This is a genomic window from Desulfosediminicola flagellatus (genome assembly GCF_005116655.2).
Lineage (GTDB): Bacteria > Desulfobacterota > Desulfobulbia > Desulfobulbales > Desulfocapsaceae > Desulfopila > Desulfopila flagellata.
The window spans coordinates 4794943-4811606 of sequence record NZ_CP050698.1 but is presented as its reverse complement, the minus strand read 5'-3'; the positions used below and the strand labels follow the sequence as shown (position 1 = coordinate 4811606).

The window sequence follows — 16664 nt, the reverse complement described above, 5'->3', positions numbered from 1 at the left end:
TCTTTATCAACCGTGACCAGGCAATAGCTCCCGGTCACGGTTGATTGTCTACCTGCTGAGTTTTCGGATGGGAACTATCTATGGCTTTTGGTATGAGTGGACATTGTTGAATAGCCCGTATTCCTCATTACACTATTCTGCCGTATATACAGAATTACGAATATTTTCTAAAACTGTTTGTAATAATTCAATTTCCACAGGTTTTTCTATGTAATCGTCCATACCTGCTGCAAGGAGCATTTCTTTATCACCGGTCATGGCAAAAGCGGTCATGGCAATAATCGGGGTGTTCCGGGCATTATCTCCGGACTCACCGCTACGAATGGCACGGGTGGCTGTTACACCATTCATGACCGGCATCTGCACATCCATGAAAATTACATCGAAGGACTGTTCCTGCAGGGCCTGAATTGCCTGTTTACCATCATCGGCTATATGGACTTTGCATCCGTCGTATTCGAGTAATTTTTGAAACACCATCTGGCTTATTAAATCGTCTTCAACGAGAAGTGCCTTCAAGTGGGAAGAATTATACAGTGAGTGATGAGGAACTGTTGTTGCTTTGGCTTCATTGAGGTTTTCCAGAGAGAAGGGCAGGGAGAAGTAAAAAGTCGTTCCTTCGCCGAGATTGCTGTCAACCGACATGTTGCCGCCCATAAGTGAAACCAACTGCTTTACTATGGAGAGCCCAAGCCCTGCTCCCTGATGGCTGCGTGTAAACCCTTCATCTCCCTGAGTGAATGACTGAAAGATTGATTTCTGCGTCTCATCGGATATTCCGGTACCTGTATCTGAAACCGAAAAGAGTAAAGTGCAATCACGGTCTTTGCTTATGGGTAAGGGATAAACGTTAACGTCGATTGTACCGGTTTGGGTGAATTTGAGAGCATTTCCCACAAGGTTATTGAGAATCTGTTGCAGTCGTGCAGGGTCTCCGACAAGGTTTGACGGGATTGCCTGATCAGCGTGGAATCTGCACGTGACACCTTCCTGACTGCTCGACGCTTTAAATAGCTGCTCAATGTCTTTAAGCGTATCGATAATATTGAACTGTCGTGTTTTAAGCTCCATTCGCCCTGCTTCAACTCGTGTCAGGTCAAGGATGTCATTGAGGAGATTGGTCAGGCGCTGTGCTGATGTCTGGGCAAGATCCAGGTATTGCTGTTGTTGTTTGTCAAGTGTAGTGCGTTCCAAGACATGATGCATCCCCATAATACCATTAAGCGGTGTACGAAGTTCATGGCTCATATTGGCCAAAAACATCGATTTGGCGTTGCTTGCCGCCTCTGCCTGCTCTTTGGCTTCAATGAGCTGAGAATATGCCATGTTAATTTCTGTCAGGTCGACATCGATAAAATATATTTCTCTGTTCCCCTGAGAGTTTATCTGCATGGCATTAGAGGAATAGACAGAGCGGAGAGATCCATCTTTGTGGAGGAACGTAAACTCCCCGGTTGGAAACGGAATGTTATCAGTGATCCAGGAGTTTATCATGTGGACAATTGTTTCCCGGTGGTCTTCCTGAATGATAAGGTGTTCTGTTCCCTGTTCCAGAATTTCATCTTGTGTATAACCGTAGAGGTCTTCACAGGCTTTGTTCCAGAATATAACCTGTTGCTTGTCGTTATATCCGCGTACAGCAACCATTTCGACATTTTCCAGGAGATTTCGAAAGCGTTGTTCGCTTTCCTTAAGGGCATGCATCGCTTGAATTCGATTGCTGATATCAATGTGCGTACCGATCATTCGGGTTGCTTTTCCGGATTTGTCAACTTCAACGACCATTCCCCTGGCGAGTATCCAGCACCACTGGTCGTCTTTAGTCCGCATGCGCATCTCAATCCTGAAGGATTCACCACTTTCCAAATGACGCTGAACTTCTCCTGTAGCCCAGGACCTGTCTTCAGGGTGTAGCAGATTTTTCCAGACTTCGAAATTTTGAGGGAATTCATAGGGCTCGTATCCGAGCATGGTGTACCAGCGCGGGCTGAAGTAGACTTCGTCGGTATCTATTTTCCAGTCCCAGACAGCGTCGTTTACGGCATTCAACGCAAGTTTCAACCGCTGCTCACTGGCTTCGAGTGCTTGATTGGCTTGGATACGCTCTGTTACATCATCAAAAAGAGCAACAACTTCACCGGTAGGAAGCTTATAAATGCGGTTCTCCTTCCAGCCTTCACTCATATGATCCTTGTACAGGAAAGGAGGGATATTTTCAGGTAGACCGGTTCTCCAAACCCTTCCTAATGCACGAACAAATTCAGTCTGTGCAAGATTTGGGAACATACGTAAAAGGCTGCTTCCCAGAGCCTGCTTACGATCTATCAGGGTTGTCTCTTCAGCAGCGGGGTTGAATTCTTTGAAGATAAAGTCGGCTCCGTCATCAATAGCCTCATACACAGCCATGCCGCTGCTCATGCTATTGACGATGGCTCGATAACGTTGTTCACTTGATCGTGCAGCTTTCTCAGCTTTTTTGTATTTGGAAATATCTGTGATGACACCAAGCAGAGACTCCACTTCCCCATTGCTATTTTTTAGGGCAGAGGCCGAAAGGTCGCCCCAGAGAATCGAGCCGTCTTTACGTATAAATCGTTTTTCCTGACGATAACCGGATATTTCACCCTTGATAAGGGAGGCAACATTTCGTCCACCTTCATCAAGATCGTCGGTGTGAGTAACGTCAAAGGCATTAAGTGCAGGCATTTCCTCATGGGTATATCCGAGCATATCGCACCATACCGAATTCCATGATGTATACGTTCCCTGTAGATTTATGGTGACGATTGCCGATGACGCAGTTTCAAAAAGGCTGTGGAAGAGATCATCCGATATTTTAAGTTGAGTGATATCCGTATGGGTACCGACTAAACGCAGGGCTTGGCCGTTGCTGTCTCTTAGAACCGCTTGGCCGCGTCCCAGAATCCACAGCCATTTCCCTGATTGTGTCTTCATCCTGAACTCGACACTGAAGCTGTCGATGCGGTTTTCGATACAGTCCCGATTTGCTGTCAGTACTGCCTCTTTGTCATCAGGATGCACGAGGTCACTCCAAATCGATACGTGGGCGGGAAATGTGCCGTCCATATATCCGAGCATGGCAGTATATCCGGGGCTATAGTACATGTGGCCTGTCTCAAAGTTAGTATCCCAGACCCCATCTTTGCAGGCTTCCATGGCGAGCCTGAAACGTTCCTCAATTACTGCATGCGCATCGGTATTTGATTGTTGTTCATCAAGGCGTATCTTAAGCGTTTCCAACTCTGCAATGAGCTGCTCTCGTGATTTTCCCTCGTAACTCATACAGCTACTCCATAAAGCACAGAAAATGTATCATTCACCAATTGATCAGCAAGAGGCCGTATTGGGAGAATGTCGAAGTAATAGTGTGTAGATTCTTCAGGACTCTGAGACATTGTATATTTATAAAAATCATAGCACGTTCACTATGACTTGAAGATCACTCCGCATCTATAGATTTGGGCTGGATGTGCAGAGTAAGCCAGCCTTGTCCCTAAAAGGTGAAAACTGGTGTTTGATTAAGCCAAGTCATTCATACCATTCATGTTGTTGATGTTGTGCTTGTAAGTCTTGTAACATTGTAAACTTATAAAGTTTTTGCTCATTAGGTTATACATGAATATTACTCAGAGAGCAATCTCACTCAAATAGAAAATATGCTGGCTTCTATCGCAAAATATAAAGCTGACTTGAGCCCAATATGCAATGCTTAAAGACAATCCGGCTGAGATAATCCATAGGCAGTCGGTCTATGAGGCTCTCCGATAATGGCCTTTGTTCCAAATTCTTCGTTATTATCAAAAAATGATGCTCGAAATATCATATATATGGTTGTGGTGTTTTGTTCGTGTAAGTATTTGTAAATATATAATAAAAAAACTCCTTATCTTGCCGGTGCCGGCAACGGCAGTGGACAATGTTACACGTTATTGACCTAGGTCAAACCCTTTGCTGGTTAGTCGTGATAGTTTCCTTTACAGAATGAAACGGGAGCTGGGCAAACCTGTCTGCATCTCCCGATAAATTGAATGTATGAGTTGATAAAAATCACTCTTTAAAGGGAGGCTATATGCTTTGTAATCAGTGTGAACAGACAGCAAAAGGAACCGGTTGTGTAAAGGTAGGTGTATGTGGAAAAGATTCAGAGGTTGCTGCGCTGCAGGATCTGCTGGTTCATTCCCTGAAAGGCCTTTCTCGTCTCGCCGTAGAGGGTAGAAAAGTAAATATCGTTGATCAGGCAGTAAATAGATTTGTTGCTGAGGGCGTATTCTCAACTCTTACTAATGTTGATTTTGATCCTGCACGTTTTGTACAGCGCATTCGTACCTGTGAAGAGCTGAAAGTTTCCATGAAACAAAAGGTTGCAGCTGTAGGCGGAAAAACCAATTTCCAGGAAAGCAGCAACGACTCCTTTTTGGGTGGACTGCTCAAAAAAATCTTTGGCGGCGCAGAAGCTGGAGGTGACTTCACTCAATTCCCTGAGCTTGCCATACCGGTAACCAGTGTAACCAGCTTAGTTGCTGATGGTGAGAAAGTTGCCCTCGATGCAGATCCTGATGTTGATCCTGATATCAACTCATTACGCCAGATTCTCACCTACGGTATTAAAGGTGTTGCAGCATATGCTGATCATGCCCGTATCCTTGGGCAAACTGACGATGCGATTGATGCATTCATTCAGGAAGCACTTGCAGCTACCCTCGACGACACTCTCGTTCTTGACGACATGGTCGGTCTTGTGTTGAAATGTGGTGAGGTTAACCTTCGTGCGATGGAACTCCTTGATGCAGGTAATACCGGAACCTATGGCCACCCTGTACCTACTCCAGTTCCCCTCGGAGCAAAAGCAGGTAAGGCGATTCTTGTTTCAGGTCATGATCTGAAAGATCTTCACGATATTCTTGTTCAGTCTGAAGGAAAAGGCATCAACATTTACACTCATGGTGAGATGCTTCCGTGCCATGGTTATCCTGAACTGAAAAAATTTGCACATTTCCATGGTCACTACGGTACTGCATGGCAGAATCAGGATAAAGAGTTTGACGCTTTTCCGGGCGCAATTCTGATGACGACCAACTGCATCCAGAAGCCAAAACCTTCCTATAAAGATAACCTGTTCACTACCGGTCTTGTTGGCTGGCCTGGAGTTGCTCACATTGCTGATAAGGATTTCACTCCTGTTATTGAGCGAGCACTTGCTCTCCCTGGTTTCACCGAAGACGGAACAGACAAAACTGTTCTGACCGGATTTGGCCGCAATGCAGTTCTTGGTGTAGCAGATAAAGTAATCGAGGGTGTTAAAGCCGGTGCTATCCGCAGGTTCTTCCTGGTAGCAGGTTGTGATGGTGCAAAGCCCGGCCGTAACTACTACACCGAGCTCGTAGAGAAAATTCCTGAAGATTGTGTAGTACTTACCCTTGCTTGCGGTAAATTCCGTTTCTTCGATAAAGACCTCGGCGATATCGGTGGCATTCCACGCCTGCTCGACATCGGACAGTGCAACGATGCATATTCAGCGGTTCAGATTGCTGTAGCGCTTGCTAACGCCTTTGAGTGCGGTGTAAATGATCTGCCACTCTCTTTTGTTCTCTCATGGTACGAGCAGAAAGCTGTCGCGATTCTTTTGAGCCTGTTTCACCTGGGCATCAAAGATATCCGCCTCGGACCCAGCCTGCCGGCGTTTATAACCCCAAATGTACTTAATGTACTTGTTGAGAACTTCAACATCATGCCAATCTCCACACCAGATGAAGATCTGAAAGCGATCCTCGGGTAATGGCATAACGTAATACTACCAATTTGCAGGGCTTTCCCCAAGGTCCTGCAATTTTTCCCTCTCTTGGTTAAACAGTTCGTATGCAAGGGTTCTCTTCAATTTCCCTTGAGTTTAACTAAGAAACCTCTAGCTCTACCCCGATAAAGCAGTATCCTTTTGTGTTCCTGCTTGTACAAACAAAAAAGGGTTACAACTCATATGAGCTGTAACCCTTTTTGTATTGAACCGACCTTTATCGTAGCACTATCAGATACCGGTAATAATTCCCTGTACCCGTCTGTTAAGAGCTCGTCCCTCTTCAGTGCTGTTGTTGGCTACCGGCGAGCTAAATCCAAAACCGCTTAATGTTATGCGGGTGGCATCAATGCCTTCTTGAGTCACCAGATAATCGCGAACACTTGCAGCCCTGCGATGGGAGAGCTTGATATTATATTCCTTGCTGCCAATCGAATCTGTATAACCTTCAAGCACTACGCGCGCTTTCGGGTTTTTGCGTAAGAAGTCTCCTGCATTGGCAAGCGTATCCCTATATTCCGGTTTAACATTTGATTTGTCGAAATCAAAATGAATGTTCTGCCACACATACCCAACCATGACATCTTTATTCAATTCCGGCTTTTTCTCTACCACTTCAAATAGAGCATTGGTCATCCATTCAGGATTTCCAAGTAGGCCGCTGAAAGGGATTTTGTATGAACAGGCAGTTGCCGAGGCAATATCATTGATAGTGATGATCTCATCATCTTCAGCGCCGGTATCCATTACGACAAAACAGGCATTGTGGTTCTTGCCGATTTTTCTGGCAAGATTACCAGGGCTGGGAATATAATCAACCGGGCTGTACTGACCGTCGGTGAAAAGAAATACAACGGTTTTGCCGGTCATTTGAGCAAGTATTGAATCGAGTTCCTGCAAACCTTGCTGAAGCATGGTCGGACCTTCAGCTGTGAGCGGCATCTTGATAAGTCTGTAGCTGAACCATTTCTTTTCGTATTGCTGAACTGGGTGGTGAACAATAATATTTTCCAGGCTGTTGCCGGGAGTGAATGAAAAAATTCCAGCCTGCCAGTTCATATCTGGAAGGGTTGCATTTTTCTCGAGCAGGATTTTACGTTCAGCCTGCAGTTTAGTCATGATTGTTCCATTATACTTCTCAGCCATGGAACCTGACCTGTCATAAAGGATGAGGAAGTTGTCCGCCTTCCTGACGAGGTATACCTGCTTCCCGCCCTTAATCCCTTTGACCATATTTGCCTGGACTGATACTACGCTTACAAGACATAGTGCAGCAATCCACAGCAAAGCTAATGCAACTCTTCCAATACGCATGAGATTCTCCTCCACAGCGTGACGTTTTGCGAGGCTAAGGGTACCAGGAGAGATAGCACCTTCCTCCATTAAACTCTATTTACAGATGGTTACTCACAGAAGCTGGCGGCTAATGGTTGCAGGATTATAAAACCTGTCAGCCAAGCTGCCGCATGTAATATGCTAAATTATTTCAAAAAAATAAATATATATCACCAAGTATACCAGAATGGAATTTTTTTCCAACGTGTTGAATTGTCAGATAAGACGAGTCGTCGGTATGGCCAAAAAGGGTAATAGTCGAACGTGGATGGAGTTGAATGATTTTAAGTTGTTGTATTAATTGATTTTATAGAGAGATTGGGTCTTGAGATTTCACAGGGGAGGTGGCGCGAGACTTTCGAAAAGATATCAGGTGATGAAGTGCAATCAATGGATGTCATTCAGCTAAACAACTCAACTTTCTTCAGATATTCAAGACAACATCCAAATCCAGGGAAAAGTTAGCGCCTTCTTCGACACCTTTTGCATTGGTAAACTATTGCATCGATGTGGAGTTCGTAAACGCCGTGGTTATGGACCTCGATTTCTAATAGAAGCGATTTTCAAATTACCGTTCATCGGTATGAACCTCTACCGTGGAATAGTAATTAACGAAGAGTGTACAGTTGGCAAAGATGTAGTTTATGAGATTCTCAAAGGTACAACTTACAACTGGCGACGTTTATTGCTCCAGCTTGGGGTTAAATTACATGCATTCTTCAGCCGCCAACTCACGAGCGTGTTTTAGAGCACAATTGGTGTCGCGGTAAAGTTCGCTATCTTTTTGGTTGAGCTGGGTATGGCTTTTAAAGCGTTCCCTGATTCGATCCTGTTTTCTTTCTTTGTAAGTCATTTTAAGCAACTGCGACCAAATAATCAGTATTATAGCATAAAGCTGAGTTTGAAAAGCAGTGGGAAATGATCTGATACACCTGCAGGCTTATCTTTTGAAAACGATAGCGGAAAACCTGAACGACTTGTCATCTGAACCGGCTTCTGCTCGCTGCCGAGTATCTCTTGTGTGCGAAATATTGTTGTCGAATCATGGCAATATCTGACATGTGCATCAGATGTAACTGCACCATGGCTCAATAACAGTTGATCATAGGTCCGCCACTCTGAACGATAGTAAGTGCCGCCTGGTTCCTGATTGTCCGAAAAACTGAGATTCCAGCATGGATTAAACAGCGAAAAGCTTTTGTCGAGATAATTGTCTGCTTTGGCGAGAGCTGCTCCCTGCAATCGGCCGCGTTTCTTTACGAGTGTATCGAATCGTGTTGAATTGAGTGCAACCCTGATTGAGGGGTCAAACGGCTCGTCATTGAAATCGCCCATGATGAAACATGGTGTATTCCAACGCTGATAAAGACGAGCTTCGTCAGGCATAGAAATGGTGCCCCTTGAATCGACTATGTCGGCTTTAGAGTATTTTAATATTGAGCTGATAATGCGATACAAAAAAACAGAATATGAAAACCGTAAAGGTTCACCCTCAGAAATGAGGCGCGAAGGCCAATGAGCGACAGCTATTACAACATCCTGCTGGGTTGCTTTGTGCGGCACACGTGCGATTAACAGGTCACGGGTAGAAAAACGATTATCAAGGGATAGAGAACGAACATGCAGGGATGACACATCGAACAATTCTTCGTTCAGTAACAATGCGACATCAAGCCCGTCAAGGGTGGTGTTGGGGACACGTTCGTCAACTATTGCCAGTTGGTTCCAGCCTGTTGCTTCACGCAAGCCTGCAAGGATCTGTACCGATTCGACCTCAGAAAATGCGAGTATTGCAGGCGGCTCTCCGCCAGTCATTTCGTTTAAGCAAGTGGAGATGTTATAGAGTTTTCTATCGTATTCTGCTTTTGACCAGACGGAGCCTATCGGCTGAAGCGAACGTGCAACCGGTAAACCTGCATGGTCGAAAAAACGTTGCAGATTCCATGAAATACAGTGTTTATCTGTTCTCATTTTTTTGCCGTGTTTTTTCTGTGATCTACATTGCAACAATTACGCTGTCATTGAGACGACAACAGTAGTCGGACTCTGCATGAGGCTGTCTGGGTTTATGACTTTGCCGTATTGCTGCAGAAGAGACTCAACTTGAATAGTAACTCATCTTTATAGAATAGTGTGGTTTCTTGCAATCATTGTTTTGCCTGTTTCTACATAACAGGCAAAACGGTGTTGGTGGGTTAGGTGTGTGGGCTGAATTTCGATGGTGACAGAAGAAATCAGGTGACATTAACCTTTTTACCACCGGTTATTTCCAGTAAATATTCAGGTTGTAATGGCACGCCTGTAGCATCTGTACCTGCGGCCGGGTAAACGGTTGTGTATTGATCCAGAGATGAATCCAGCAGAATCTCTACTTCTGTAGCCTCAAGGCCGAATGGACAGACTCCACCAGGCAAAAATCCTGTTACCGCTTCGGTTTCTTCGGCACTGGCCATCTTGTGTTTTACTCCTGTGGCACGTTTGAGTTGCCCGCTGTTAATTCTCCTGTCACCTGCTGCCACAACAAGTCTGAATGCGTTATCCTTACCCTTGAAAAGGATTGATTTTGCTATCTGACCAACCGGTACACCGATACGCTTGCCTGCGGATTCTGCTGTCGGGGTGGAACCAGGTTCAAACTCAAGTGGCTGTAGATTATGTTTTTCCAGGAATTCCTGCACCTTCTTTGGAATATTGCTCATGAGTTTTCGTAGTAAATATGGTTGATTGATGATCTGTAATATCTAAATATTCAATTCGTTTTTGCCAGGAGTCTGGCGGATCATATCATTTTTTTCACAGATCAAGGCATTTTTGAAAATAACGCCGAGATGGGGAATACGAGTGTAATCCGAAAGGCTCCTGGAAGAACAGTATCTATGGGTGACATGTTCTCATTCAAGTCTATTTACGTTTTCCCAGCCCCACATGTTGAAAAAATGAACGTTTCGTCAGTGGTAGCGGATATATCTGATTAACATATCGCATGTCCTCAATGGTGTAAAAGGCATTGGGATTGTAATGTTTTATAATGGAAATAATTTTATTGAGGTTTCGCCTTTTGCTTATCGTGAAGATGAGGTTCACAGGGCCTGCTGCCCCCATTGCATCAACACTTGTTACCCCATATCCCGCCTCCCTGAGCACCTGCACGAGTTCGTGTGCTTTTTTCTGGGTTATCACTCTGATCAGCAGATTGCCAAGAGCAATCCTTTCCTCAAGAACCACTCCGACATAATTCCCGGCAGCGAATCCTGCAGCAAAGGCTATGTAGGTCTGCCATGAATTAAGGTTCTGCATGACCTGAGTTACAGCTATCAACCAGATGAGAGATTCAAAAAAACCAAGCATTGCAGCAAAATTTTTCAGGCCTTTTGACACAAAAATAATTCGCAGGGTGCCTATAGATACGTCTAGAATACGGGCCAAAAATACCAGAACAGGAAGAATAATGTATGCAAACGTCGTACTGTCACCCAGAAAAGTCATGTGTATTTCCCTTGAAATTCGTTACATCGTGCCGGTATAGGCCATGGTTTATCCAGTATTTTATTCAGCGTAATATACACTGCTCTCGAGTAATCACAGAAAACGTAGAAAGACTATAATCACAAATCTTTATTTTTAGCAAACAGGTTATCGTGAGTTTTTACTGGTGTATATTCAAAGTAATAGCTCTGCCTGTTTAGGGCGATTGCCTTATGGTTTGCCTCTCGTTATGTATGATAAAGATTGATACACCATAAAGTTTTGACCTGAGTAGTCGGGGCGTTGTGTAGACATGTAAAGGATACAAGGTAAGGAAACGCAGGATGCAATATTGGGCAACGCAGCCACGATGAGATAGTAAAACACTACTCAAGCTTAATGACGTGCCAGATAGTCAGTAATTGTGGCAATTCTATAAGTTAGGGTATTGGTAGACTCTGCAAGTGTTCAACGACAATTATACTTCCCGGTTAGTCATTAGAAACGAGCTTTTTGATCTGCAATCCTTCAAGAACGGCGGCTTGGTTTGACAGGATGCCGGCTGAAGTGCCGCGTATAAAGCATTAGTTGTTAGCAAAGAACCGTTGCAACTCCTCAGTTACCTGAACCGGGACTTCTTCAGGTAGAAAATGTCCACAATTCAATCCGTTGCCTTCTACCTTTTCTGCACGTTCTCGCCAGACAGCGAGTACATCATAGGTGCGATGTACGAATCCTTTCGTACCCCACAGCACAAGCAGAGGGCATGAAACCTTCTTGTGCATATCTTCCTCGTCATGCCGGAGGTCAATACTTGCGGCAGCACGATAATCTTCACAGGAGGCATGAATTGTTTCTGGGTTGCTGAAGCACCGTATGTACTCCGACACTGCTTCGTTGTCGAATTCTGTACCCGGTGCACTCCATCGTCGTAGTTTTTCTGTAAGATAGTAGGCGGGATCAGCGCCAATTAAATGTTCGGGCAGTCCATCAGGCTGAATGAGAAAAAACCAGTGATAATACGCGGTAGCAAAGTTTTGGTCAGTTGTCTTAAACATGTGATGGGTTGGTGCAATATCCATCACGCAGGCTTTGCTAATTCTCGCTGGATAATCCAGGGCCATCCGATGCGCAACTCTGGCTCCTCGATCGTGACCAGCCACAAAGAATTCACTATATCCAAGAAACGCCATTAATTCGATCATATCCTGGGCCATTACACGCTTAGAATATGTAGAATGATCCTGGTCGCTTGGTGGCTTAGAGCTATCGCCATAGCCTCGAAGGTCGGGGCAAACCACTCTATAATTGGCAGTAAGACGTGGCGCTACTTTATGCCACATAATGTGAGTTTGTGGATAGCCATGCAAAAGCAGTAGGGGGCTACCAGATCCACCTTGTCGTAATTTGATTTGGACCCCGTTGATATCCAAAACCTTTTGATCAAAATAGTTTCCGAAAAGCATGATGTATACTCTATTCCTGTTTCAACCCGCCAAGGGTAACTGGCGAGTTTGAGCGAGTCCAGATTGATGGACTGGTTATGTATATATATATATGTGTGATTACCACCGAAACTCAGCTTGGTTTTAACAGGGCCATTTTATCATGGAAAAATTATTGATAACACGGACCCTCTTGAGATGTGAGGTCTTTATATTGGATGGAATATCAGGTGCTTGGGAGGTTTTGATTGCTTGTGTCGTTTCCGCCTCATACCTCACACCTTACGCCTCTCACCTCACCTTCCGTTGCTGAAGATTAGTGGTAATAAGATATATTTTTTTCTAGAACGTTATACGTTTATTACGCATTTAATTATATTAAAAGCCAAGCAATACATGTAATAAATAAATATCGACACATCTTTCGAGTTAGTTTAAGTGAAATTTCGTCTTGAATAGTTCCGTATTGAGTTTTACATATCAAGTCAAATATTTTTGATCTGAGTCCGAATGAAGTGAATCTTTTGTTACAATGTGGGGGGACTTGGTTGATGCGATACAATATGTCACCTTCTAAGACAAATGTCGTAAATATAGTAAAAAAATCAAGTTATTTATATTGTATTTGTAGTCAGAAAGAAATTCTATAGCCTGGGTGTCAATGAAAAATGTGGAGTTAAGTGTTGCCTGAAGAAATATAGTAATTTGATGAGCTTATAGGGGGGGCATTGAATTTTGTAAATTACATGACTTATTTTGCCTAAAGGTGGCGATTTGTTAACTTAAATTTTATATTTTTTGAGTAATATATTTATTCCATCTGTTATTTCACTCTCTACATCATTGGAACCCGTATTTATTCTTTTATTGGCATTGCTTCTATATCTTTCAATTTTTTGTAAAAGTTCTTCGTACATATTTGAATTTTCTTCTCTATTATTTACTAATTGATCTAAGACAACAATGTTTCCGTTTTGAAGCATTTCTATATTATTTCTCGCAATTTCTATGTTTTGCCTATCAATTTCTTCTATAATTATTTGAAAACTTAACGCTTGACCATGGTTTTGCATTCCTAAGGATGGAACATGTTCTTTCCAACCATATCTTTCTGAAAATAAGGCGCCAGCTCCAAATGATGCTGCGAGCATGATAACTATTGTTGGTATTAATATTTTCTTATTACAAACCGACATGATATTTTTTGTAAAAGTTAACGTGGAACTAACAGGTTGCTGGCTGCCGTGATATTTCAAACAACCTCTACATGTGAATAACCACTAAAGGTTTTAAGAACGATTCGCTAGCCTGACAGCAATCCTTGTTGAGTGTTTTGTTAAAAGATTTAATTTATTTTAATAGATTACCGACAATTTCTTTTAGTTCTTCAATTAGCTCTGGGTCCATATAAGCATATTCATCTGGTATGTTTAGTACATAGATTGGCTTATATTCCAACATGCGAGTGAATTTTGCTACCAGACGATTTTTGTGCTTTTTTTCCATTACAAATATCTTGTCAGCCCAACGGATGTCCGATGGGCTGACAGTCTTTTTTGCATTAGGGCTAGTGCCACTTGACCTTGTGTTATATTCTGGGTGTTTTTTCCAGATGTTTTCGGCTGTTGGGCTTCGCCACTGATTTCTACTGCATATGAATAGCAGATTAATCTTCTTTGTCATTCAATGTACTTGCTTGCTCTATGAGTTGACGTGAGTTTTTTCTTGGATAATCAATGCCTAGCTGCTTTGCTCTAGCGAGCTTTTCAGAACGTAGATATAGAAATTTCCATTTTTTTTCTGGCTTCCACTTTTCTTCAGTGCCTTGGCCTTTTCCTTTTTTGACGTGAGTCTTGAACCTTCTCCAGGCTCTATTTCTATTTTCTTCCATTTTTTCCTCTATGTATATCGGGTTAAGCAGCCGCGATAATACGGTGAGGTTTTTTGTACTTTTAACGTGGAGCTAACAGGTTGCTGGCACCCGTGAGTTACGCAATAAAATATTTCATTTTGCATAACATTAATGGTTTTAAGAACGAATCGCTCGCCTGCCAGCAATCCTTGTTGAGCATTTTGTTAAGTTATTTTTTAATATATATTTTCATTGCAATAGCAATTGCTGATATTAAGAGACCAAGCGCAACTATGATGGGTTCATAATTACCATTTGGATATTTAAACCACATACCTGATATGAAAACCGAGATAGCTAAAAGCAACCCTTCAAGACACCATAAACTTTTTTCAAGAGTAGACATCGTACGATTATGCTTTAGATTCAAAGAGTATACATTTAAAGAATTTTCAAAATTTTTCCAATCATGAACCATTGAGGCTTCGACCTCAGGCAACATTCTCTCATAGAGTTTCGGGTTGCGTGCTATTTCAGTACTTTTTTGAAGCAATTCTAGGCAGGTAACTTTGTATTTGTTTTGAACTTCAACTACGATCTTTTTAATATCTTCTTCTAAATTGGAATAATATTTTAAATTTAATATCTCAACATGCGCAATGACAGATGAATATAATATTTCATTTCTTGTTGATATGAAATTCATTGTCTTTTTGATTGTAGCACCTGACCCTAACATTCCATCTCTCGAATGTTCAGCAAGCATTTTCTTAAAATCTTGCTCAAGAGCATCAACTGTCTCTACTAGATAGAGATCTAGTTTTTTAGAAATGTTTTCTGAAAGATCAGATTTCATCATAGTGTTTTTGTAAACTTAACGTGGAGCTAACAGGTTGCTGGCACCCGTGAGTTACGCAAAAAAATATAACATTTTGCATAACATCATGGGTTTTAAGAACGAATCGCTAGCCTGACAGCAATCCTAGTTGAGCGTTTTGTTAGCAGAATTATTTTATTTTTTAAACAAGCACCACTTCAATTCATGGCCTAAATCATTAACAACAGGTTGTACGATAGATAAAAAATTCTTCCCTTCATCGTTGGGTTCAAATTTACATCTGAGGTCAATACGTATCTTTTTGCCTTTTGATGCAGGATACTCTTCTATTAATTGACCTGATTCTATGAATTCTAGATATGAATTCAACTTATCCTGAAGTATTAATAGTTTCTCATTTTTATCGTCCCAAGCAAGATGATCAGAGATCGTTAGATCTATATACTGCTCATCTTTAGCAGCACTAATAAAATCTATTACTTCGGTCTGTTCGATACTCATTTATTATATTTTTTTGATTGCTAACGTGAAGCTAACCGGACCCGCGCTGTTTGCGGGGTCCGTGTTTAGCGATTTGTTATCTAAAAATTAATCATACAATTATAGTTAAATTCTTAATTCGTACATAGATCACCAGTAATCCCATCTTCTCTCATTATGGAGCAAAGTCTTGTTTTTTCAGCGGCTAAGGTTGTCTTTTCTGCTAATATCATTTGTTTCTCTTTTAGAAGGTTGTCAAAATAATCATCACCTACACTCTGGATGAATTTCTTTTCTTTTTTAGATAAACTTCTATAGGTAAGAGGCGTATCTCCAGAGTTTTTCAGTAGCCCTATTTCCTCTATAGTGAAAATAAGTTTTACTGACTCGAGAAGAGATGTTAGTTCTTTATCTTGTCTGTATTTCAGGTTACCATTCAAGTACGGTCTTAGTTCAATTAATTTTTTCTCACCAGGAGCTATCATTGATGGAATATAATCTGTATCATCCCCGGAAATAACGGGTATTTTTCTTGTTCCTTTCATGCCATCTATTCTTATTTTAACACTAGAGAATGCAACTGAACTTTTGTTGTTAATCGTGACAGGGAATGTTATTTCATCATAATCTCTTGATTTACCTAACTCGTATGATTTGCTCTTCTTAAATACGGGTTTGCCAGGTGACAGAAATACAAATCTTGATTCGAACACCGCTCTGCCTTCGTTGGAGTTATACAACGTGGAAATCTCCTGCATCTGCTCTAACTTCAATTTTGCATCTGCATTAATTTTATTGATTTCAGCCACACGATCTATGTTCCCTTGGTGCTTGGACAATAATTCTTGCTTTCTTTTATTTGCCAAATCTATTTCTTTCTGCTTTGCCTCTTTTTTCTTCCTTTCTTCTTCTTGATGTATTTTTCGTTCTTCAACTCGTTCGACCGCAATTTTTATTAGCTCGTCAAACTTCATGCCATGCAAAGAAGCCATGTATTCTGGAGAACGTTCACTTGAATCCATATAATTCATTGCAAGTGTTCTATTATTGTAGATGAAATTTTGGTGTCGTTCTTCAAGTACCCCTACCACTTCTTCTCGTAATTCAACGGGAGTAGTAGAAATAAGAGCAGCTATAGATTTCTGATATCTTTCCTTGGAGCTCGCATCAATTTCTTTTCTTTCCAGTAATTCACAACTGGCAATACATACAGTAAGGAATGATAAAAATACAACTTTCTTTACAACAGACATTGCAACCAATTCTCTCTCTTGCTGAGGTTTAATATTAGGCTATTTAACTCGCCGCTAGTTTGGATAGGTCTTTGATAATCTATGGATCAAACATTTATTTACATATCAAAGGCATACTAAAAGAAACATTTATCAATATGAAAAAGATAACGTGGAATTAAGGGGCGGCAAAATTTCTAGTAAT

14 protein-coding genes are annotated in these 16664 nt (G+C 41.9%); 1 reads left to right on the top strand and 13 read right to left on the bottom strand.

The window, feature by feature from the left end:
- Positions 1-132: 132 nt before the first annotated feature.
- Positions 133-3303, bottom strand: a complete 3171-nt coding sequence (locus tag FCL46_RS19890) for a PAS domain-containing protein (RefSeq protein ID WP_136805867.1) — start codon at positions 3301-3303, stop codon at positions 133-135.
- 787 nt (positions 3304-4090) lie between these two features.
- Between FCL46_RS19890 and hcp the strand changes: the two genes are divergently transcribed.
- A complete protein-coding gene (gene hcp, locus FCL46_RS19885; protein ID WP_136805866.1) occupies positions 4091-5797 on the top strand; it encodes a hydroxylamine reductase in 1707 nt (568 codons plus the stop codon).
- Positions 5798-6043: 246 nt separating this feature from the next.
- Here the strand turns inward: hcp and FCL46_RS19880 are convergent, their stop codons facing one another.
- From FCL46_RS19880 to FCL46_RS19825, 12 genes are all read right to left on the bottom strand, one after another.
- The gene (locus FCL46_RS19880; protein WP_167505764.1) at positions 6044-7126 is read right to left on the bottom strand and encodes an OmpA family protein; all 1083 of its coding nucleotides are present in this window, start codon (positions 7124-7126) and stop codon (positions 6044-6046) included.
- A gap of 727 nt (positions 7127-7853) precedes the next feature.
- Positions 7854-8000 (bottom strand): hypothetical protein, encoded by a 147-nt coding sequence (locus tag FCL46_RS19875; RefSeq protein WP_153307107.1) that lies wholly within the window; start codon positions 7998-8000, stop codon positions 7854-7856.
- A 29-nt stretch (positions 8001-8029) separates the two neighbouring features.
- A complete protein-coding gene (locus FCL46_RS19870) occupies positions 8030-9118 on the bottom strand; it encodes an endonuclease/exonuclease/phosphatase family protein (protein ID WP_136805864.1) in 1089 nt (362 codons plus the stop codon).
- Positions 9119-9381: 263 nt separating this feature from the next.
- On the bottom strand, positions 9382-9846 hold the full coding sequence (locus tag FCL46_RS19865) for a YbaK/EbsC family protein (protein ID WP_136805863.1): 465 nt from the start codon (positions 9844-9846) through the stop codon (positions 9382-9384).
- A 202-nt stretch (positions 9847-10048) separates the two neighbouring features.
- Positions 10049-10633, bottom strand: coding sequence for a DUF2179 domain-containing protein (locus FCL46_RS19860; RefSeq protein WP_136805862.1), 585 nt, complete (start codon positions 10631-10633; stop codon positions 10049-10051).
- Between the two features lie 563 nt (positions 10634-11196).
- Positions 11197-12078, bottom strand: coding sequence for an alpha/beta fold hydrolase (locus FCL46_RS19855; protein ID WP_136805861.1), 882 nt, complete (start codon positions 12076-12078; stop codon positions 11197-11199).
- A gap of 761 nt (positions 12079-12839) precedes the next feature.
- Positions 12840-13313 (bottom strand): hypothetical protein, encoded by a 474-nt coding sequence (locus tag FCL46_RS19850; protein WP_136805860.1) that lies wholly within the window; start codon positions 13311-13313, stop codon positions 12840-12842.
- 94 nt (positions 13314-13407) lie between these two features.
- Positions 13408-13740, bottom strand: coding sequence for a low molecular weight protein tyrosine phosphatase family protein (locus FCL46_RS19845; protein WP_176371615.1), 333 nt, complete (start codon positions 13738-13740; stop codon positions 13408-13410).
- Complete coding sequence (locus FCL46_RS19840) at positions 13724-13948, bottom strand: hypothetical protein (RefSeq protein ID WP_136805859.1); 225 nt, start codon at positions 13946-13948, stop codon at positions 13724-13726. The genes FCL46_RS19845 and FCL46_RS19840 overlap by 17 nt, the downstream gene beginning before the upstream one ends.
- A gap of 190 nt (positions 13949-14138) precedes the next feature.
- Positions 14139-14768 carry a hypothetical protein gene (locus tag FCL46_RS19835; protein WP_136805858.1) on the bottom strand — a complete coding sequence of 210 codons (630 nt, stop codon included), beginning with the start codon at positions 14766-14768 and terminating at the stop codon, positions 14139-14141.
- A 153-nt stretch (positions 14769-14921) separates the two neighbouring features.
- The gene (locus FCL46_RS19830) at positions 14922-15248 is read right to left on the bottom strand and encodes a DUF6572 domain-containing protein (protein ID WP_136805857.1); all 327 of its coding nucleotides are present in this window, start codon (positions 15246-15248) and stop codon (positions 14922-14924) included.
- 113 nt (positions 15249-15361) lie between these two features.
- Positions 15362-16480: a hypothetical protein gene (locus tag FCL46_RS19825; RefSeq protein WP_136805856.1), complete on the bottom strand. Its 1119-nt coding sequence runs from the start codon at positions 16478-16480 to the stop codon at positions 15362-15364.
- Positions 16481-16664 lie beyond the last annotated feature (184 nt).